The organism is Sphingomonas ginsenosidimutans, from assembly GCF_002374835.1.
GTDB lineage: Bacteria > Pseudomonadota > Alphaproteobacteria > Sphingomonadales > Sphingomonadaceae > Sphingomonas > Sphingomonas ginsenosidimutans.
This window is the reverse complement of the sequence record NZ_NWVD01000001.1, coordinates 479,026-498,547: the sequence shown is the minus strand read 5'-3', so window position 1 is coordinate 498,547 and position 19,522 is coordinate 479,026. Positions and strand designations below refer to the sequence as shown.

The following is a 19,522-nucleotide window of genomic DNA, read 5'->3' as shown; positions in this document are numbered from 1 at the left end:
CGTCGGTCGCACCCCCTCAATAATCGCGCGACACCCGCACATTGGCGCTTTGCCGCCCCAGCGTCGAGATCGACGACAGCAGCGACAGCCAGCGCGTCACCTGGAATTCCACGCGCGTCGCGGAATAGCCCTGGCCGTCGGTGATGATCTCCGCATACAGCCTCCGCGTCACGAACTTGCCCGCCGCGATCGACGTGCCCTGCCCGGTCTGCGGATCGGCGGGCAGGATGCGCAGCCGGTCCAGCCCCGCCGCGCGGCGCACCGCGTTGATCGGGTTGAGGCCATTGCCGCCGTTCTGCAACGCCGCCACCGCCGCGGCCAGCTGCAACGCTTCCGGTGCGGACAATTTGGTGATCGACGTGCCGAACAGCAGCCGGCTGAGCAGTTCGTCCTGCGGCAGCGCGGGCGTGCTGGCGAAGGCGATCTCCGGCTTCGCCGCGACGCCCGTCACGCGGATCGTCGCGTTCAGCCCGGTGGCATTGGCGTTCGCCTCGATATCCAGCGCGGGGTTGGCGGGCACTTCCCCGGCGAAGCGGATCACCCCGCGCGACAGCGCGAACTGGCGGCCCGCGAATTCGTAATCGCCGCGCACCAGGTCGGCGCGGCCGGTGATCGCCGGATTGGTCGGCGTGCCCGCGATATCGACCTCGGTCGACCATTCGCTGCGCAGCCCCAGCCCGGACACCATCAGCCCGCCGGGCGCCTTGGCATGGATCGCCAGCCGCCACGGCGCGGCGGCATCGTCGTCCTCCGCGCCCGCGCCGTCGGGGACGTTGATTTCCCGCACGTTGAGGCGCGGCAGCGCGCTGACCGCGGTCGCCTGACCCAGGCGATAGCGCGCCGCATCGAGCCGCACGTTGCCGCTGATGACCCCGCCGTCGCCGTCGGACGTGAACGCCAGCGGCCCGGTGACGGTGGCGCCGATATCGTCGCGGTCGATCATCACCGCGCGGTCGGCGTTCATGCGCAGGTCGAGCGCGACGCCGTTCGCCGCGCCGAAATCGAACGCACCGGTCCCGCTCACCTTGCCGCCGCGCGCGCCCGCATCCGCGGCGAAGCTCTGCACCTGCAGCCGCGATCCGGCGAACCGCCCCTCGGCGCGGATGTTGCACAGCACGGTGCCGGTCACGCTGCTCTGGATGCGCGCGTTGCTGGAACGCACCACGCCGCGCAGCTGCGGGCTGGCGAGTGTCCCGCTGACGTCCGCCGCGATCGCGACCGCGCCGGACAGGTCGAACAGCTCGACCCGCGTCAGCGGCCACAGCGTTTCCGCCGGGCCGTTGTAGCGCAGCTGCGCGAACAGCGGCGCGCGGGTCAGCCGCGCGACCGCATCGTCGCTCCCACCCAGCGGCTTCAGCATCGCCTGCGCGCGGCCCACGACGCGCCCGCCCGACGCCATCACCAGCCGCACCCCCGCCTGCGCCGGGGTCAGCACGCCGGCCACCGCCAGGTCGATCGGCGCGGACGAGGTGAGCAGCCCCGATCGCGTCAGCCCGCGCACGGTCAGGTTGACCCGCCCCGTCGGCGGCGAAACGCCGCGCGCGGCGAGATCGAACGTCCCGCTGGCATTGCCGCCCAGCCCCAGCCCGGCATAGCCGATGTCGAGCACCGCCAACGGCAGGTTGCCGAGCTTGCCGGTCACCGCCATGTCGCCCTCGCCGAACCGACCCGCCAGCGTCGCCTCGCCCCCTGCGAAGGTCAGCCGCGTCGGCGACAGCACCCACGCATCGCCGTCGCGGCGCAGCACCGCGGGCGTCTCCAGCCGGATCGGGCGCTGCCCCAGCGTTCCCTGCGCGCGGACCGTCCAGCCGTCGGGGGCAAGCTGCGCCACGGTCTGGATCTGGAAGCCGACGCCGCGCGATCCGGCGATCGAGGCGCGCATCTCCCCCGTCTCGCCCACCAGCCGCACGTTGCCGGCGAAGCGCGCCAGCGACAGCGCCCCGTGGCGCAGGCCGGTGCCGGTCACCGTCGCCTCGGTCTTCGCCCCCGCCGGATCGAGCAACGTGGCGAAATCGAGCGTCGCCTGCCGCACCGTCACGCCGGTGCCGACGCGCGCGCCGCGCGCGACGATCCGTCCCGCGATCCGCTGCACATCGCCGACCGGCGCCAGATCCAGCGCGCCCGACAGCCCGCCGCCCGCGATCGCCATCCGCCCGCGGAACCCGCCCGGCACGATATCCAGCGCGCCGGTCGCGCGCGTCCCGCTGACGTCCAGCCGCGCGACATCGATCCGCGCCTGCCCGCCGCCCGGCGGCAGCACGATCTGACCCGCAGCCGTGAACGGCCCCAGCCGCGATCCGCCGCCCGCCACGACGGCGAAGCCGGCCGGGTTCGGGTCCAGATGCGCGCGCACGTCGCGCAAACCCAGCGTGTCGTTGGGTCGCTGGAAGATCAGGTCGATCGTCGGCTTTTCGATCCGCCCGTCCAGCACCAGTTGCACCGGGCCATAGCTGCGTTGCCGCCCGGCGCCCTCGAAATGGAACGTGCCGTCGCGGCGGCGATAGCCGTTGCCGGTCAGGCGGATATCGGACGCGGTCAGCGTCAGTGCGGTGAAATGCAGGATGCCGTCGGGGGTCCGCTCCAGCCCCGTCTCGATCCGCGGCAACCCGCCGGCCAGCGAGCGGAAGAACGCATTGTCCAGCCGCACCATCTGCGCGGTGCCGCGCCCGACCACGCGCGTCCCCTTGCGCCCCGCGCCGGGGACGACGCGCAACCGCGACTGGACGTCGACCACGCCCAGTCCGGGGATCAGATAGCGGCCCAGCGCGCCGGTGAGGCCGACGTCATATTCGCCGGTGCGCAGATCGACCTGCAACCCGACACGCCCGGTCAGTTTGTCGGATCGCAGCGCCAGGTCGTCGCCGGTCACCATCCGCGACGTCACACGCAGCACGCCGTCCAGCGACAGGTTGCGCAATATGCCCCCCGCCACGTCACCCACCCCGGTGACGCGCGCGGCGGTGAAGCGCACCGGCACCGCCACCGGGCTGTTCGACCAGCTCCCGCGCCCCGCCGCGCGCGCCTGTTCGAACCCGGTGTTGTCGAAGGCGAAGCGCGGCGCGGTGATGCGATAGTCGAAGCGGAACGCGCGGAAATTGCCGTCCAGGATCGCGCGCAGGCGCATGTCGGTGGCGCGCATGTTGCGGAACAACGCCTCCGGGCGCAGCAGTCGCGCCTCCAGCTTCACGTTGCCGAACGCGCTCTTCGCCAGATCGACGACGCCGCGCGCCTCGACCGCCAGCGCGGCGGACCGCAGCGACAATTGCCCGTCCAGCCGCCGGTTCGCGAAGGTCGCGCCGCCGTTCACCGTGACGCGCGGCGCGGTCAGCGACTTCAGCTTGCCCTTGGCGATCCGCTGCGGTTCCAGCGTGCCGACCAAGGTATAGTCGCCGCTGCGGTTCGACAGCGCCAGATCGGCGATCCGCGTCGTCCCCACCTGCGCCACCGCGCGCCCCTGCCACGCGCGCCAGCCGCCGTCTCCGCCGACGTCCAGCGCCACCGCCTCGCCCGCGCCGGTGATCCGCGACAGCAGGCCACCGGCGATGCCGCGCGCCTGCGCGTCGATATCGAACCGCCCGTCGTCGGGACGCGAATCGATCCGCAGCGCCAGCGTGTCGCTGCCCGCGATCGCCCCGGCGAGGCGAACCACCGCATGGCCGTCCCGAATGTCGGCGGCGCCGCGCACGCGCCCGCTGCGCGCCACGCCGGTGACGCCGCGCCCCAGCACCAGCCGGTCGATCGCCAGCCGCCCGATGACGATGTCGAACCGCGGCAGGATCGGCCCGCTGCGCCCGGTATCGCGCGTCTTCGGCAGCCGCACCAGCACCGCCAGCGGCACGTCCAGGCTGCGGATCTCCAGCCGGTCGTCCCACCACGCCCATGGCCGCCAGTCGAGCGCGGCGCGCGGGATCGTCAGCACCAGCCCCTGCGGATCGTACATCCGCACGTCGACCAGCTGCGCACGGCCGTACAGCGATCCGTCGATCCGCCCGACGCGGAACCGCAACCCGTTGGCGGGCGCCAGCGCGTTGATCCGGTCGGCGACCAGCCGGTGCCCGACATCGGTGTCGATGCCGATGCCGATCGCGACGACCAGTGCCGCCAGCGCCGCGACGATCGCCAGCGCGATCCGCCCCCCATGGCGCAGCGCGCGCCTCAAAATGCCTGCCCCAGCGACACGTACACCGCGATCCGGCTGTCGCCGGGCTGCGGGTTCAGCGGGGTGCCGACGTCGACGCGGATCGGGCCGAAGCTGGAATAATAGCGCACGCCCAGCCCCGCGCCGTAGCGGAAGCCGCTGAAATCGGGCGCACCGCCGGTGTAGATGTTGCCGCCGTCCAGGAACGGCACCACGCCGAAATTGCCGAACGCCTTCACCCGCGCCTCGATCGCGAATTCGGCCAGGCTGCGCCCGCCGATCGGATCGTTGTTGGGATCGCGCGGGCCGATCGACTGGAAGCCGTAGCCGCGCACCGACGCGCCGCCGCCGGCGTAGAAGCGCCGCGACGGCGCGATCTGGTCGCGCGGTGCGCCCAGGATCGTACCCAGCCGGATCCGCCCGGCCAGAATCGCGCGGCTGGTCAGTGGCTGGTACGCGCTGGCGTCGACCTGCACGCGGGTATAGCCGAACACCGATCCCTGCAGCGACAGTTCGGGGCTGGCACGCCCCGACAGCCGGAAACCGCGCGTCGGGTTCAGCAGATCGTCCGACCCGTCGTAACCCAGGCTGGTCGGCAAAGCGCCGATCAGGAAGGTGCGCCGCCGCGGCTGCCCGGTCGAGGCGTCCACGTCGCGCTCGTCGGTCGCCACCAGCTCGCCGCCCAGCGACCAGGTCCACGCCTTCTGGAAGAAGATCGTCGTCTGCTGTTCCAGCGTCGCCGACAGAGACAGCGTGTTCGCTTCATAGGCATCGCGCAGCAGGTGCGCGATCGCGAACTGGCCGGTCAGCACCCGGTCGCGCCCGCGGAAGTTGTTGCGGCGATAGGTGATCTGGCCCAGCTGCTCGCCGGTGCCCAGCACGCCGCGCAGCGTCAGCGCGCCTTCGGGCGGGAACAGGTTGCGGTGCGTCCAGCTGACCTCCGCGCGCGCGCCCTCGCCGGTGCCATAGCCCAGCTCGCCCGCGACGGTGCGCGGCGGCGCGGGCGACAGGCGGACGGCGATATCGACCGTGTCGGGCGCCTTGCCGGGCACCGGCGTCACGTCCGCGGTGGCGACCAGCCCGGTCTGGATCAGCGCGCGGCGCAGGTCGTCGACCTGCGATGCCTCATAGGGCTGGCCGGGGCGGAAGCGCGCGATCTCCTGCACGTGCGCGGCGTCGAACACGCGGTTGTTCGCATTGGCGGTGATCGTGCCGAAACGGCGGGCGGTGCCCGGCGCGACGTCCAGCTGCAGCGTCGCGGTGCGCGCCGCGCGATCGACCACCACGTCCGGCTCGCCCACCGTCGCAAATGGGAACCCCTCCTCTCCGGCACGAACGCGCAGATTCGCGGTCGCCTCGGCGACGGCATCGGCGTTGACGGCATCGCCCGCCCCCACCGCGAACGCCTTGTCCAGCGCGTCCGCCTTCGCCCCCGCCTGCTCCACCCCCGCCAGCGTGACGCCCGAAAAGCGGTACAGCGCGCCCGGCACCGCGGTCAGGACGATCACCGGGCGACGCTCGGCGGCCTCCACGCCCGTCGTCACCACGGCGTCGTAATAGCCCTCGCCCTTCAGCAGCGTCAGCAGCAGTTCGGCGTCCTGCCGGGCGCGCCGGTCGAGCTGCGCGGCGTTCGCTTCCTTGCCGTCATTGCCCGCCAGCACCGACAATTCGCGGAACCGGTCGCGCAGCAGCGGCGATGCGACGCCGTCGATCCCGTCGATCCGCCAGTCGTAGCGCGTGCTCGCCGCCACCGCGCGCTGTGTGGCGACGGGGGCGGATGCGGCCGGCTGTACCGGCAGATCGGGCCAGTCGACGCCGATATCGGGCAGCGGCGCCAGCGGCGAATCGGGGTCGATCTCCATCCCACCGGCCGTCGCCGGGGGTGACGACGGCAGCGACGACGACGGGGCGGCCGCGGGCACCTGTGCCGCAGCGGCGCATCCCACGGTCGTCAGATTTGCGATCATCATGCCGGTCGTGACGCGCAGCACCGCGCCACGCCGCCCCGCGTCCGGCTCCATTGCCCTCGTCTAGCCGGTAGCGCGGGCCAGCAGAAGGGGCCAAAACCGCCCCCGCCGGCGCAAGGGCGCGCCGCCGGCACGCCCCACCGCGTCGCCCCGGTTCGACAGCGCACTGGCGCGGGGACGCGCGCCATGCCATCTGGGCGCGGTCATGGCCCGTCCCCCTTCCCGCACCCCCGCCGCCGGCGGCATCTTCGTCGCGCTGGGCGCGCTGTTCGGCACGGTCGGGGGGCTGGTCGCGCGGCAACCGTCGATCGGCTTCCTCACCGGGCTGGCGATCGGATCGGCGATCGCGGTCGCGATGTGGTGGCGCAACGCGCGGCTATAGGTCCGGCTACAGATCGCGCAGCAGCAGCCGCGCCCGCCCGATCACCGTCACCTCCGCCGCCGGACGGACCCGGACGGGATAGGCGGCGTTGTCGCTGACGATCTCGACCATCGCACCCGCGCGCCGCACCCGCTTCACCGCCACGCCGTCGTCGCTGCGGATCACGAACACCGCGCCGCCCGGCGGCACCGTGCGGTCGCCCTCGTTCACCAGCAAGCGGTCGCCGTCCCATAGCGTCGGCGCCATCGAATCGCCCGCGACGGTGATCAGCGACGCCTGACCTGGCGCCACGCCGTGCGTGCGCAGCAACGCGCGCGGCAGCGGCTCGGCGCGCAGCGCGCGTTCGTCCGCCGGTTCGCGCCCCGCCCCCGCCGCGGCGGCGACCGCGCGGCGCGGCACCAGCACGTCCGCCGCGACCGGCTCCGGCGCACCCAGCGCGCGTTCGTCCAGACCCAGGAAATCGGCGAGCAACCGGCGTTCCCGCTCCGGCAACCGCCTCGGCGAACCGCGCCCGACGAACTGCTGCAGATACGCCACGTTGCGCCCCAGCATCCGCGACAACGCCGACAGGCTGACGTCGCGCGCGCGCGCCGCCTGCTCCAGCGCCTGCTGTGGAGTGTCGCTCACCCGCGCACCTTACGCGCAGGAAATTTCCTCGACAAGTTGGAAAATGCAGAACATTTCAAGAACACGGTTGGATTTGGGAGTCGGCCATGTCGTTGTTATGGGATATCGAACGCTATCTGCGGCGCACCGGGGTCGCCGCGACTACCTTCGGACGGCGGGCGGTCAACGATCCGCGGCTGGTGCTGGACATGCGCCGCGGGCGCGAGCCGGGGCCGCGGGTACGCGCGCGAGTGGAGGCGATCATCAAGGCGCGCAAGCAGTGAGGCCCGCGCTGTTCGATCGCGCGCTGGCGCGCTCCGCCGCGCTGGCCGGCACAATGCTGTCGGTGGAGCGGCACCGCCGCGTCGCATGGCACAGCGCGACCTTCGCGGGGGAGCGCCACGAACTGGTCGCCTCCGCCCCCTCGGGCGAACCGCTCGACCGCTGGCTGGAACAGGTCGCGACCCACGACCTGAAGATGCCGGGGCACCTGCTGGCCGACCTGAAACTGGCACAGTGCGATCGCGCCGGCGCGATCACACACCTGCGGATCGAGGGGCTGACCGTCGCGACCGGATAAGGCGCGCCGTCAACCGGCGGCGAGACGCCGCAACCGCTGGAGCGTGTCGTCCAGCGTCGCCAGATGGGCTGCGGCCTGCGCGGGCCGTGCCGACGGCAGCGCGCGCCGCGCGGCGCCGCGTTCCAGCCGGTCGACCAGCGAGGCGAGCGATTCCTGCGCCAGCGGGGTGGTGGGCAGCGGAACGGGGGGCAGCGCGAAACTTTCCATCCGCTCCCCCGGCGCGATCCGCGCGGGCGGCGGCGGGGGCACGGGTTCGGCCGCTTCCACAGCGGCGGGGACGGACGTTGGCGCCGCCGGGGTCGCGCGCACCACCAGCGGGGGCAGCGGGCGCGGCGCCTCCATCGGCTCGGACGGCACGGCGCCCGGATCGAACACGCTCATCGGCAGGTTCAGGTCGCGCGGCAGCGGGCGTTCGGGCGGGGGCGACAGCCACGCCGCAGGCGGCGTGTCGACCACCGGTGCGATCGGGTCGATGTCGTCGGCCACCTCGTGACCGCGCGCGATCACCGGCAGCACCTCGGGCGGCTCGGGCAGCGGCTGGCCCAGGTCCTCGCTGGCGCGGATCGGGCGGCGCGGCGGCGCATCGGGGTGCGCATCGGCGCGGCGCACCGCCGGGATCATCGGATCGGCGCGCCGACGCCGCGGCAGCCGCCACCACCCCGCCGCACCCAGCCCCGCCATCATCACCAGCGCGCCGGCGACCAGCGCCAGCAACGTCCGCCCGGTGACGCCGATCGGCGGCGCGGCGGCGGGCACCCAGTCGGGCAGATGCGATCGCATCACCACCGCGTTCAGCACCTCGCCCGGCGCGGTGGCGATACCGGCCGCCACGCCGATCCCCGCAAGGATCGCCGCAACCGGCAGCAGCGTGGTGTTCAGACCCGATTCGGGCCGGTGGTGGGGGAGCGTCGCGACCATGGCCCCTTGCTATAGGCATCACCCGTAAGCCGTTGGTAAACAGCATCGTAGCGATGAACGTTGGTGGCCCAGTCGCGCTCCGCCGCGACGAAGGCGCGCGCGCGTTCGCGCCGCGCGTCCCACCCCGATCGGTCGGACAATAGCCCCGCCAGCGCATCGGCGATCGCCCCCGGATCGCCCGCCGCGAACAGCGTGCCGGTGTCGCCGTCGCGAATCAGCTCGCGATGGCCGCCGACGTCGGACGCGGCGACCAGCCGACCCTGCGCCATCGCCTCCAGCGGCTTGAGCGGGGTGACCAGATCGGTCAGCCGCATCCGCTTGCGCGGATAGGCGAGCACGTCGACCAGCCCGTAGTAGCGCTCCACCTCATGATGCGGCACGCGCCCGACGAAGCGGATGCGCGCCGCGGCGGGCGATGCCGACGCCTGCGCCCGCAGCGCCGCCTCCATCGGCCCGCCGCCGACCAGCAGCAATTGCGCGCGCGGCCGGCGCGACGCCAGCGCGGGCATCGCCGCGATCAGATCGTCCAGCCCCTCGTAATCGTAGAAGCTGCCGATGAAGCCGATCACCTCGTCGCCCAGCCCCCATCGCTCCGCCAGTGCCGCATCGCGCGCCGGCGGGGTGCCGAACAGCGTGAGGTCAACGCCATTGGGGGATATCATGATCTTGTCCGCTGGCACGCCGCGCGCCACCAGGTCGCCGCGCAACCCCTCGCAGATCACCGCGACCGCATCGGCGCGCGCCACCGCCCAGCCCTCCAGCGCCTTCGTCGCGCGGTAGCGCGCCGATCCCTCGCGCCCGGTGCCGTTGCCGACCGCGGCATCCTCCCAGAAGGCGCGGATCTCGTACAGCAGCGGGATGCCGCGCCGCCGCGCCGGCCACAGCGCCGCCAGCGCGTCGATCACCGGCGAATGCGCGTGGATCACGTCGGGGCGGAAGGCGTCGGCCACCTCCCGCACGCGCCGCGCCAGCGCCGCGATCTCGCCCACCACGCCGCCGCGCGCCGCCTTGGGCGTGCGGTGGAAATCGATCCCGTCGACCGTCTCGCGCGGCGGCTCGGCCGGGTTGTAGCGCGGCCCCGTCACCGCCGCGACGACGTGCCCGGCGGCCATCTGCGCGGTCAGGATCGCGCGGGTGCGGAACGTATAGCCGCTCTGCAACGGCAGACCGTGGTCGAGGACGTGGAGGATGCGCATCGCCGTCGCTGATGCACGCACGCCACTTAACGCCACGTCAACTCGCCCCGCCCTAAGCCCGCCGCCGATGATCGACACCTTCTCGCTCCTGCTGTGCCATGGCCTGATGCTGCTGGCGACGTGGCGGCTGCTGCGTACCCCGGCGCTCGATCATGAAGCGTCGGCGGCGCCGGACGGCGACACTCCGGCCCGTCGCGGGCGCCGCGGACGTGCGTGACCTTTTCTTCATCGGCTTCCTGCTGGCGCTGTGGGGGGCGGGGATGCGGCGGCCGTTCCTGTTCATCGGATCGTATGTCTATATCGACATCGTCTCGCCGCAACGGCTGACCTATTACCTGCTCAACAGCGTGCCGATCTCGCTGATCGCGGTGTTGCTGGCGGTCGGCGGCTGGGCGCTGGCCGATGACAAGCGCGATGCGCGCTTCAGCATGCGCCAGGCGATGATCCTGATGCTCCTCGCCTATTGCTGGTGCACGACGCAGACCGCCGATTTCCCGATGCAGGCGGCGGACAAATGGGAATGGGTGTGGAAGAACCTGGCGTTTGCCGCCTTCCTGCCGCTGACGTTGCGCACGCGGGTGCGAATCGAGGCGCTTTTGCTGTTCATCACGCTGTCGACCGCGACGATCGTCATCGTCGGCGGGATCAAGACGCTGGCTACCGGCGGGGGCGGCTATGGCGAGCTGAACCTGATGGTGTCGAACAACACCGGCCTGTACGAAAGCAGCATCATCTCGGCGGTGGCGGTGGCTCTGGTGCCGATCATCCTCTGGCTGGCGCGCGACGGCACGATCTTCCCGCCCGACTGGCGCGTGCGCACCTTCGCCTATGCGCTGTGCTTCGCGTGCCTGCTGATGCCGGTGGGCACGTCGGCGCGCACGGGACTGCTGTGCATCGTGCTGCTGGCGGTGCTGTCGCTGCGCACGGTCAAGCGGCGGATGGTCTATCTGGCGGCGCTGGCGCTGGCCGGCGCGGTGACGGTGCCGCTGCTGCCGTCGTCGTTCAGCCAGCGGATGGGCACGATCAAGACCTATCAGGCGGACGAAAGCGCCTCCACCCGGCTGGCGGTGTGGAAATGGACGTGGGACTTCGCAAAGACGCATCCGTTCGGCGGCGGCTTCGACGCCTATATCCAGAACCGTATCCGCTACGACACCGTCGCGGTGGAGGGCAGCGGCGCGGCCACCACCGTCAAGCGCGACATGACCGTCGACAAGAGCCGCGCCTACCACTCCAGCTATTTCGAGATGCTCGGCGAACAGGGCTATCCCGGCCTTGCGCTGTGGCTGGCGCTGCAGATCGCCGGGCTGTGGCGGATGGAGGTGCTGCGCCGCCGCCACCGTGCCGATGATGACGAGCTGGCCTGGGCCGGGCGGCTGGCGGGGGCGTTGCAGCACGCGCACCTCATCTACCTGCTGGGCGGGGCGTTCGTCGGGATCGCGTTCAATTCCTTCCTGTACCTGATGATGGGGGCGCAGATCGGCGTGGATACCTATGCGACGCGCCGCCGGCGCGAGATGATGGCGACCGGCCGGGTCCGGCGCGCGCGCGCCGCACCGCCGCCGGCCGCAGCGACCGCGGGGATGTAGCGCGTGGCCGGGCTGTTCCTTCGCACCGCGAATGCCGCCGCGGGCCTTTGCCCCGATGCGCTGGATGCCGCCGCCGCGCAGTTCGGGCGGCATGGCTTTCCCGCCGTCACGCCCTTCGCGGTCGATGGCTGGGACGGGCTGCACGCCCCCTATATCCGCGGCGGACCCGACACGTGGATGGCGCGCGGCGACGATCGCGTCGCCGTCGCCGGCACGCTGGTCGTGGATGGCAGGATGGGCGCCGATGCGCTCGCGCTGCTGCTCGACGCGGGCGATCCGACGCGGCTCGACTGGTCGCGCGTCGGCGGGCAGTTCGTGGCGCTGGTACGGCACGCGGGGCGCACGTTCCTGTTCACGGACTGGTTCGGCGCGTTCCAGCTGTTCCACGATGCCGATGCGCGGGTCTTCTCCACCTCGCTGCTCGCCACGCTCGCCGCGCTGCCGCAGGTGCGGTTCAGCGCGCAGGGCGTGTACGAATTCGCGTTCAACGTCATGCCGATCGGAGACGATACGGTGTTCGAGGGGCTGTCGACGCTCGGCCCCGATCGCATCGTCGAGCTGACCCCCGACGGCGCGCGCTTCCACTCCGTCACGCGCACCCTGCCCCGCGACGCGGCGCGCATGGCGATGCCGGAGCGGATCGCGCGCCACCGCGCGCGCCTGTCGTCGATCGTCGGCGCACATGTCGCATCGTTCGGCGACGATATCCGCTGCCCGCTGTCGGGCGGGATCGATTCGCGGCTGCTGTACGCCGCGCTGCGCCACGAAGGCGCCGCGCCGCACCTCTACGTCTATGGCCCGCCCGGCAGCGACGACGTGACGATCGCGCAGGCGATCGGCGCGGGCGAGGGCGTGGCGGTCGAATGGATCAACAAGGCGCTGGTGACGATCGCGCCCGACGCCTTCGCCGGACAGGTGGCGGCGGAGTTCGAGGCGTGGGACGCGTTGCCCACCTATGGCAACATCTTCGACGCCGGCGGGCATAGCGCGGCCTGCGCGAAGCGGCATGACGGCGGCGCGCTGGCGGCGTCGGGCGGGTGCGGCGAGATCTATCGCGACTTCTTCTACCTGCCCGATCGCGCGACCACGGCGGATGCGGTGGCGCGGACGTTCTTCGCGCGCTTCCTGCCTGCCGACACCACCGCGCTGTTCACGCCGGAGGAATTCATCGCGCGCGTCGCGACCAAGATCGGCGCGGCGGTCGGCGCCGGCCCGCGCGACCGGCTGGACCGCCAGACCGTCGAGCATCTGTATCCGAAGGTGCGCTGCCGCGCGTTGTTCGGGCGGGAAATCAGCCTGGAGGCGCGGCACGGCGCGTATCTGATGCCGTTTCTCGATCATCAGGTAGTGGCAGAGGCGATGACGCTGCCCGTGGCAATCAAGCAGGCCGGCCGGTTCGAGGCCGCTCTGCTCGCCGCGATCGATCCGGTGCTGGCGGCCTATCCGTCCGCATACGGCCATGATTTCGCCGGCCCGCCGTCACCGCGCCACCGGTTCCAGGAATGGGCGTCGCGCATCCGCCCGGCGTGGCTGCGCCAGCGCAGCTATGCGATCCAGCGGCGGATGGGGGCAATGGCGGACGAACATGGCGGGCTGCTGTCGCCCGACTATCTCGGCCGGGTCATCGACCTCGATTACCCCGCGATGCGGCGCTTCTTCCACATGGAGGCGATCACCGACAGCGGGCTGCTGCGCCGCATCGCCTGCCTGGAATATCTGGCGCAGCGGCTGGGATCGCGGCTGCGCTGACCTTCACCAGCGGCGGGCGGTGGTGGTGATCCCCGCGCCCAGCGCATTGCCGCGGATCACCAGCTGCTCGCCGGACCAGTTGCCGACGAACACCGGCTTGTAGTCCACGCCCGGCGCCAGCGACGCGCGATTGCCCTCGATCACCAGCCCGGTCGAATCGTTGCGCGCCCCCTCCGGCGCGACGGTGATCATCGTCGAGTGATTGTCCTTGTCGCGCCCCATCACGAAGGCGTTGTCGGCGATCCGCCCGCGCGCGCCGTTCGACAGGTCGATCATGTAATTGGTGGTATGCCCCTGCGTATCGTCGAAGCTGTTGCCGACGATCTCCACGCGCGGCGCACGCACCTTCAGGTAATGGCCGCCACGTCCGCGCTCGAACCGCGAGGCGGTCACCTTAGCCGCGCCGTAACCGCCGACATAAACGGCATGCGCGCCATTGCCGGTCGGATCCTTGCCCAGCCCCGCGAAGGTCGAATGGTCGATCGAGACCGTGGCGGACGGATCCTCCGCGGTCAGGATGCCGCACTGGCTGTCGAGGAACATCGACTGCACCACCGACAGGTTGCCGTGTTCCAGCCGGATGCCCGCGCCGTTGCCGTCGCCCACCTCCAGATGCGTGAACACGATCCCCTCGACCCGCGCGCCGCGCCCGCGCAGCACCAGCGCGGCCTTGTCCTCGCACGTCACGCGCGTGAAGATGACGCTGCCCGGCTTGTCCGCGACGAAGGCGATCCGCCCCTTCTCCTGCACCGCGCAGTCGCGATAGGTGCCCGGCGGGATGTGGATCGTCCCTTCCCCGTCGCCGATCGCGTCGACCGCCTGTTGCAGCGTGCCGAATACCTGGTCGCCGACGACGAAGCGCCCGGTCGGCGCCTGCGCGCTGGCCGAGGCGGCGGCGGCGAAGGTCAGGGCAAGGGCAGCGATACGGCGCATCAGGCATCTCTCCGGCAGCGAAAGCCGCCCGCGCTCATGCCATAACGCGCGGGGACGCGCCCCACCCGACCGGGCGGGGCGCGTCCCTATTTGAACCACCGGCCGTGATGGCCCGGGTCAGGCTTCCTCGGTCGCCATCTGCGACAGCGCGTCGATGATCGCCTTGTTGAACGCGGGGATGTCGTCGGGATTGCGGCTGGTGATGAGGTTGCCGTCGATCACGACCTCCTCGTCCACCACGTCGCCGCCGGCATTCTCCAGGTCGGTACGGATCGACGGATATCCCGTCAGCCGGCGACCGTCGATCACCTCCGCCTCGACCAGCAGCCACGGCGCGTGGCAGATCGCGGCGACGATCTTGTCATCGTCCATGAAGTCCTCGACGATTTCCAGCGCGCGCTCCTCCAGCCGCAATTTATCGGGGTTGGCGACCCCGCCGGGCAGGACCAGCGCGTCGTAATCGTCGGGGTTTACCTCCTCCAGCGTCAGGTCGGGGGTGGCGGTTTCCGCCTTGTTGATATCGCCCTTCATGCCCTGGATCGGGTCGCGCCTGATCGACGCCAGCGTCACGGTGGCGCCGGCGGCTTCCAGCGCCTTTTTCGGTTCGAACAGCTCCACGGTTTCAAAACCGTCGGCGGCGATCATCAGCACGCGGGCTTGCGACAGGTCGGCCATGGAAATCTCCTGAATGTCTGGAAAGATGTGCCTGGGGGCGGTGGCAGAACCCCCGCCTGCCCCGCCCCGTTCCGGAACGAAGCGACGGCCCGCGCATTTCCCGAGACCATTGGTCGGAGCATCCGGACCGGAAAGGCGAAGGGCGCGTGGCGCGAGCGATCACCTATTGCGATGACGAGGAACCCGGCATTACCCGGAAAAAGACCCGCCACGGCAAATGGGCCTATCACTTGCCGGACGGCACCCGGATCACCGATCGCGACGAAATCGACCGGCTCAACGCGATCGGCCTGCCCCCCGCCTATACCGACGCCTGGTTCTGCCCCCATGCGCATGGCCACATCCAGGCGATCGGCTGGGATGAAAAGGGGCGCAAGCAATATCGCTATCACCTCGACTTCCGCGCGCAGCAGGAAGCCGCAAAATACGATCTGTGCGCGCCGTTCGGACAGGCGCTGGCCCGGCTGCGCGCGCGGGTGGAAAGCGACCTGGCGCGACGGACGCACAGCAAGGAGCGCACCGTCGCCGCGATCGTCAAGTTGCTCGACATCGCATCGCTGCGCATCGGGAACGAAAGCTATGCCAGGACAAACAAGAGTTTCGGACTGACCACGCTGCGCGATCGGCATGCCGACATTCGCGGCGCCACGCTGACGCTGGAATATCGCGCCAAGTCGGGCAAGCAGCGGCGGCTGAAGATCACCGACGGCAGCCTGGCCCGCTTCGTGAAGAAGTGCCAGGACCTGCCGGGACAAAAGCTGTTCCAATATGTCGGCGACGATGGCGCGGCGCACGGCGTCACCTCCTCCGACGTCAACGCCTATATCCGCGAGGCGACCGGCGGGGAATTCACCGCCAAGCATTTCCGTACCTGGGGGGCCAGCGTCACCGCGTTCGAGGCGCTGGTGGAGGCCGAAGCGCCGATCGGGCTGAAAACGATGCTGGAGCCGGTCGTCGCGCGGCTGGGCAACACGCCCGCGATCGCCCGCAAATCCTATGTCCACCCCGCGCTGATCGACCTGGGCAAGGACAAGGCCGCGCAGGCCGTGTTTCGCCAGTCGCTGCGGCTGCCGCGCGCGACGCACTATCTGACCCGTATCGAGCGCGGGCTGATAGCCTTTCTGGAAACCGCCGGCGCGTGCGAGCGAAAGGCCGCCTGACATGAGCAATGCCAAGGCCGCCGCGCCCGCGCTGGACACGGGCCGCGTCGGGGATCAGATGACCGCGCTGTTCGGTTCGGCGGTGACGTGGCTTCAGGAACGCTGGCTGGAAATCCTGATCGCGATCGGCGCGGGCGTCGCCATCGCGCTGCTGCTGTTCTGGCTGCGCAGTCTCGGCGCGCGGCTGGCGGCGCGCAGCACGTCGGGCAAGGGCTGGTCCGCGGTCGTCGGGCGCGCGATCGAGCGGACCGGCGGCTTTTTCATCGTGATGGTGTCCGCGCGGCTGGTCAGCGGTTACGCCGCGACGCCGCCGGAAGTCGAAAAGACCGCCGGCTTCCTGTTCACCGTTGCCGCGGTGTTCCAGGCGGCGGTGTGGGCGCGCGAACTGATCCTGGGCGCGATCGAGCATCGCACCCGCTCCGAACATTACAGCGGCGAAGCGCTGATGAGCGCGATGGGGCTGATCCGTCTGCTGGTCAGCTTCGCGGTGTTCGCGATCGCGCTGGTCGTCGTGCTCGACAATCTCGGCGTCAACGTCACCGGGCTGGTCGCGGGTCTCGGCGTCGGCGGCATCGCGATCGGCCTCGCCGCGCAGGGCATCTTCGGCGACCTGTTCGCGGCGCTGGCGATCATCTTCGACCGGCCGTTCCGGCGCGGCGACAAGATCAGCTACGACAATACCAGCGGCGTGATCGAGGCGATCGGGCTGAAATCGACGCGCATCCGCGCCTTCACCGGCGAATTGCGGATCATCTCGAACCGCAACCTGCTGGACAAGGAAATCCAGAACACGACGATGCGCGATCATGTCCGCGTCGCCTATACGATCGGCGTCGCGTACGAGACGCCGCCGGAGACGCTGGCCCGCCTTCCCGACATCCTGACCGAACTGGTCGAGGCCGAAGGCGCGACGGTCGCGCGCGCCGGGTTCGAGAGCTTCGGCGCGTCGAGCCTCGACTTCGTGCTGCAGGTCGATACGCCGGGCGACGACTGGGGAACCGCCCATGCCACGCGCAACCGCCTGCTGGTGGCGATCATGCGTCGCTTCGCGGAGGAGGGGATCAGCATTCCTTATCCGACGCAGACCACCTTCACCGCCGCGCCCGACGGGCGACTGGTCATGCCCTATCCCGAACACGTCCAGCTGACGCCGCCCGCCGACGCTTCGCGTTGAACCTGCCGCCCCCTCGCGACGTTGAGCGGGGGAAGAGGAGAAGACGCCATGAAGAATGCGCTGCTGTCCGCACTGATGCTTGCCACCGTCACCGCCCCGCTGGCGGTGGCCCCCGCCGATGCCCAGCGCCGCGATCGTGACCGCGACTATCGCTGGCATGGCGAAGACCAGAATTGGAACCCGTCCGACAGTTATCGCGAGGGCCGCTATCGCGAACGCCGCCTGACCCGCAACGATCGCATCTATCGCGGTCAGGACGGGCGCACTTATTGCCGTCGCAACGACGGCACCACGGGGCTGGTGATCGGCGGCGTCGGCGGCGCGGTGCTCGGCAACGTGCTGGGCGGCGGCCTGCTCGGCACGCTGGCGGGGGGCGCCGGCGGCGCGTTGCTGGGGCGTGAGGTGGATCGCGGGCAGGTGCGCTGCCGCTAACGCGCTACCCAGCCCGGGCGAATCGGAAAGGGCGTGCCGGACGGCGCGCCCTTTTCACGTTTAGAAAGTCGGGTTCGCTCAATTGACGGTACGGAACGGCTCGTCTTCAAACTATCGGTTCGCATGACCCTTGCAGCCGCCCCCGCCCCCGGCCTAGAGAGGCGCATCCGTTCAGCGAGGGGATGAGAGGCCGTGAACGCAGACGAGATGAAAGCCGCCATCGGCAGGGAAAGCCTGTCGGACTGGGTCGACGTGACGCAGGACATGATCGACAAGTTCGCCGACGCGACCGGCGATCACCAGTTCATCCATGTCGATCCCGAACGCGCGAAGCTGACGCCGTTCGGCACCACCATCGCGCACGGTTTCCTGACGCTGTCGCTGCTGCCGCAGCTGGCGATGAAGACGCCCGACGCGCCGCGGCTCGACGGGGTGAAGATGGGCGTCAACTACGGCGGCAACAAGGTCCGCTTCCTGGCGCCGGTGCCGTCCAATTCCCGCGTCCGCGGCCGCTCCAGGATCACCGAGTTCGAGGAAAAGCGCCCCGGCCAGTATCAGTACACCACCGAGACCACCGTCGAGATCGAGGGGCAGGACAAGCCCGCGATGATCGCCGAATGGATCACGCAGGTGTTCGTCTGATCCCATTATCCGTCACCCCGGCGAAGGCCGGGGTCTCCCGCCGCACACAACCCCGGCCTTCGCCGGGGTGACGACCGCAAAGGACTGTCTTCATGCGTTCCGCCGTCATCGTTTCCACCGCCCGCACCCCGATCGGCCGCGCCTATCGCGGGGCGTTCAACAACCTGCCCTCCCCCACGCTCGCCAGCCATGCGATCAAGGCCGCCGTGGAGCGCGCGAAGATCGACGGCGCGGAAGTGGACGACGTCGTGTTCGGCGCCGCGCTCCAGCAGGGGCATCAGGCGGGCAATATCGCGCGCACCAGCCTGCTGCGCGCCGGCCTGCCGGTCAGCGTGTCGGGCATGTCGCTCGACCGCCAGTGCGCCTCGGGCCTGATGGCGATCGCCACCGCCGCCAAGCAGATCGTCGTCGACGGCATGGACGTGACGATCGGCGGCGGCGTCGACAGCATCTCGCTGGTGCAGACGCCGGAAATGCGCGTCGCGCCCGACAAGGAACTGCTGGCGATGCACGGCGACATCTACATGCCGATGCTGCAGACCGCGGAGGTGGTCGCCAAGCGCTACGGCATCAGCCGCGATGCGCAGGACGAATATGGCTATCGCTCGCAGATGCGCACCGCCGCCGCGCAGGCCGCCGGCAAGTTCGATGACGAGATCGTCGCCGTCACCGCGACCAAGGCGAACGTCAACAAGGAGACCAAGGAAGTCTCCTATGAGGAAGTGACCCTGTCGAAGGATGAGGGCAATCGCGCCGATACCACGCTGGAAGGGCTCAAGAGCCTGAAGCCGGTGCTCGGCCCGGACCTCAACATCACGGCGGGCAACGCCAGCCAGCTGTCGGACGGCGCCTCGGCCAGCGTGCTGATGGAGGAGAAGGTCGCCGCGGCCAAGGGGCTGACCCCGCTCGGCCGCTACGTCGGCATGGCAGTGGCGGGCACCAAGCCCGACGAAATGGGCATCGGCCCGGTCTTCGCAATCCCCAAGCTGCTGGAGCGCAACGGCCTGAAGATGGACGACATCGGGCTGTGGGAACTGAACGAGGCGTTCGCGGTGCAGGTGCTTTACTGCCGCGACAAGCTGGGCATCCCCGACGAGCTGCTCAACGTCAACGGCGGCGCGATTTCGATCGGCCACCCCTATGGCATGTCGGGCGCACGGATGACCGGCCACGCGCTGATCGAAGGCAAGCGTCGCGGCGCCAAGTACGTCGTCGTGACGATGTGCGTCGGCGGCGGCATGGGCGCGGCGGGGCTGTTCGAAGTCCTGTAATTGAGAGGCAACGGCCAGTACGCTATGTATTGGTGCAGGCGATGACATAGCGCCTCTACGGGAACCCCGGTCGTGCCAGCGACCGGGTTCTTGGCGTTTGGGGGCCGGCT

General features: G+C 70.7%; 18 protein-coding genes. 11 read left to right on the top strand and 7 right to left on the bottom strand.

Annotation, left to right across the window (positions count from 1 at the left end):
• Window positions 1-16: 16 nt before the first annotated feature.
• Together COA17_RS02175 and COA17_RS02170 are read right to left on the bottom strand one after the other, a co-directional pair.
• Window positions 17-4,159, bottom strand: coding sequence for a translocation/assembly module TamB domain-containing protein (locus tag COA17_RS02175; protein WP_176484767.1), 4,143 nt, complete (start codon window positions 4,157-4,159; stop codon window positions 17-19).
• Window positions 4,156-6,159 (bottom strand): autotransporter assembly complex protein TamA, encoded by a 2,004-nt coding sequence (locus COA17_RS02170; protein ID WP_245857355.1) that lies wholly within the window; start codon window positions 6,157-6,159, stop codon window positions 4,156-4,158. Before COA17_RS02170 ends, COA17_RS02175 begins: the two co-directional genes overlap by 4 nt.
• Before the next feature lie 151 nt (window positions 6,160-6,310).
• On the opposite strand from COA17_RS02170, the gene COA17_RS19245 reads away from it, so the two are divergent.
• Complete coding sequence (locus COA17_RS19245) at window positions 6,311-6,487, top strand: hypothetical protein (protein WP_176484737.1); 177 nt, start codon at window positions 6,311-6,313, stop codon at window positions 6,485-6,487.
• 6 nt (window positions 6,488-6,493) lie between these two features.
• On the opposite strand, the gene COA17_RS02165 is transcribed toward COA17_RS19245, so the two are convergent.
• Complete coding sequence (locus COA17_RS02165) at window positions 6,494-7,114, bottom strand: S24 family peptidase (protein ID WP_245857354.1); 621 nt, start codon at window positions 7,112-7,114, stop codon at window positions 6,494-6,496.
• 86 nt (window positions 7,115-7,200) lie between these two features.
• On the opposite strand from COA17_RS02165, the gene COA17_RS19240 reads away from it, so the two are divergent.
• Window positions 7,201-7,377 (top strand): hypothetical protein, encoded by a 177-nt coding sequence (locus COA17_RS19240; protein WP_176484766.1) that lies wholly within the window; start codon window positions 7,201-7,203, stop codon window positions 7,375-7,377.
• A complete protein-coding gene (locus COA17_RS02160) occupies window positions 7,374-7,673 on the top strand; it encodes a hypothetical protein (RefSeq protein ID WP_096609901.1) in 300 nt (99 codons plus the stop codon). The genes COA17_RS19240 and COA17_RS02160 overlap by 4 nt, the downstream gene beginning before the upstream one ends.
• A 9-nt stretch (window positions 7,674-7,682) precedes the next feature.
• On the opposite strand, the gene COA17_RS02155 is transcribed toward COA17_RS02160, so the two are convergent.
• Window positions 7,683-8,591, bottom strand: coding sequence for a hypothetical protein (locus COA17_RS02155; RefSeq protein ID WP_096609899.1), 909 nt, complete (start codon window positions 8,589-8,591; stop codon window positions 7,683-7,685).
• Window positions 8,549-9,787: a TIGR04063 family PEP-CTERM/XrtA system glycosyltransferase gene (locus COA17_RS02150; RefSeq protein ID WP_096609897.1), complete on the bottom strand. Its 1,239-nt coding sequence runs from the start codon at window positions 9,785-9,787 to the stop codon at window positions 8,549-8,551. Before COA17_RS02150 ends, COA17_RS02155 begins: the two co-directional genes overlap by 43 nt.
• A 67-nt stretch (window positions 9,788-9,854) precedes the next feature.
• On the opposite strand from COA17_RS02150, the gene COA17_RS19235 reads away from it, so the two are divergent.
• Genes COA17_RS19235 through COA17_RS02140 form a run of 3 tightly spaced genes read left to right on the top strand, consistent with a single transcriptional unit; the run spans window position 9,855 to window position 13,125 of the window.
• On the top strand, window positions 9,855-10,004 hold the full coding sequence (locus tag COA17_RS19235) for a hypothetical protein (RefSeq protein ID WP_176484765.1): 150 nt from the start codon (window positions 9,855-9,857) through the stop codon (window positions 10,002-10,004).
• A complete protein-coding gene (locus tag COA17_RS02145) occupies window positions 9,997-11,376 on the top strand; it encodes a putative O-glycosylation ligase, exosortase A system-associated (protein ID WP_096609895.1) in 1,380 nt (459 codons plus the stop codon). The genes COA17_RS19235 and COA17_RS02145 overlap by 8 nt, the downstream gene beginning before the upstream one ends.
• Window positions 11,377-11,379: 3 nt before the next feature.
• The gene (locus COA17_RS02140; protein WP_096609893.1) at window positions 11,380-13,125 is read left to right on the top strand and encodes an asparagine synthetase B family protein; all 1,746 of its coding nucleotides are present in this window, start codon (window positions 11,380-11,382) and stop codon (window positions 13,123-13,125) included.
• Window positions 13,126-13,128: 3 nt separating this feature from the next.
• On the opposite strand, the gene COA17_RS02135 is transcribed toward COA17_RS02140, so the two are convergent.
• The gene (locus tag COA17_RS02135) at window positions 13,129-14,058 is read right to left on the bottom strand and encodes a right-handed parallel beta-helix repeat-containing protein (protein ID WP_070321654.1); all 930 of its coding nucleotides are present in this window, start codon (window positions 14,056-14,058) and stop codon (window positions 13,129-13,131) included.
• A gap of 117 nt (window positions 14,059-14,175) precedes the next feature.
• The gene (locus COA17_RS02130) at window positions 14,176-14,733 is read right to left on the bottom strand and encodes a type 1 glutamine amidotransferase domain-containing protein (protein WP_066490932.1); all 558 of its coding nucleotides are present in this window, start codon (window positions 14,731-14,733) and stop codon (window positions 14,176-14,178) included.
• Window positions 14,734-14,879: 146 nt separating this feature from the next.
• Between COA17_RS02130 and COA17_RS02125 the strand changes: the two genes are divergently transcribed.
• The 5 genes from COA17_RS02125 to COA17_RS02105 all read left to right on the top strand — a co-directional run bounded on the left by COA17_RS02125 (window position 14,880) and on the right by COA17_RS02105 (window position 19,412).
• Window positions 14,880-15,893 carry a DNA topoisomerase IB gene (locus COA17_RS02125; protein WP_096609891.1) on the top strand — a complete coding sequence of 338 codons (1,014 nt, stop codon included), beginning with the start codon at window positions 14,880-14,882 and terminating at the stop codon, window positions 15,891-15,893.
• Window position 15,894: 1 nt separating this feature from the next.
• Entirely contained in the window at window positions 15,895-17,067 is a 1,173-nt protein-coding gene (locus tag COA17_RS02120) for a mechanosensitive ion channel family protein (protein WP_096609889.1), read from the top strand.
• A gap of 48 nt (window positions 17,068-17,115) precedes the next feature.
• Window positions 17,116-17,499, top strand: a complete 384-nt coding sequence (locus COA17_RS02115) for a glycine zipper 2TM domain-containing protein (protein WP_096609887.1) — start codon at window positions 17,116-17,118, stop codon at window positions 17,497-17,499.
• 207 nt (window positions 17,500-17,706) lie between these two features.
• A complete protein-coding gene (locus COA17_RS02110; RefSeq protein ID WP_066486270.1) occupies window positions 17,707-18,141 on the top strand; it encodes a MaoC family dehydratase in 435 nt (144 codons plus the stop codon).
• A gap of 92 nt (window positions 18,142-18,233) precedes the next feature.
• Complete coding sequence (locus COA17_RS02105) at window positions 18,234-19,412, top strand: acetyl-CoA C-acyltransferase (protein ID WP_066486267.1); 1,179 nt, start codon at window positions 18,234-18,236, stop codon at window positions 19,410-19,412.
• The last annotated feature ends 110 nt before the right edge of the window (window positions 19,413-19,522 follow it).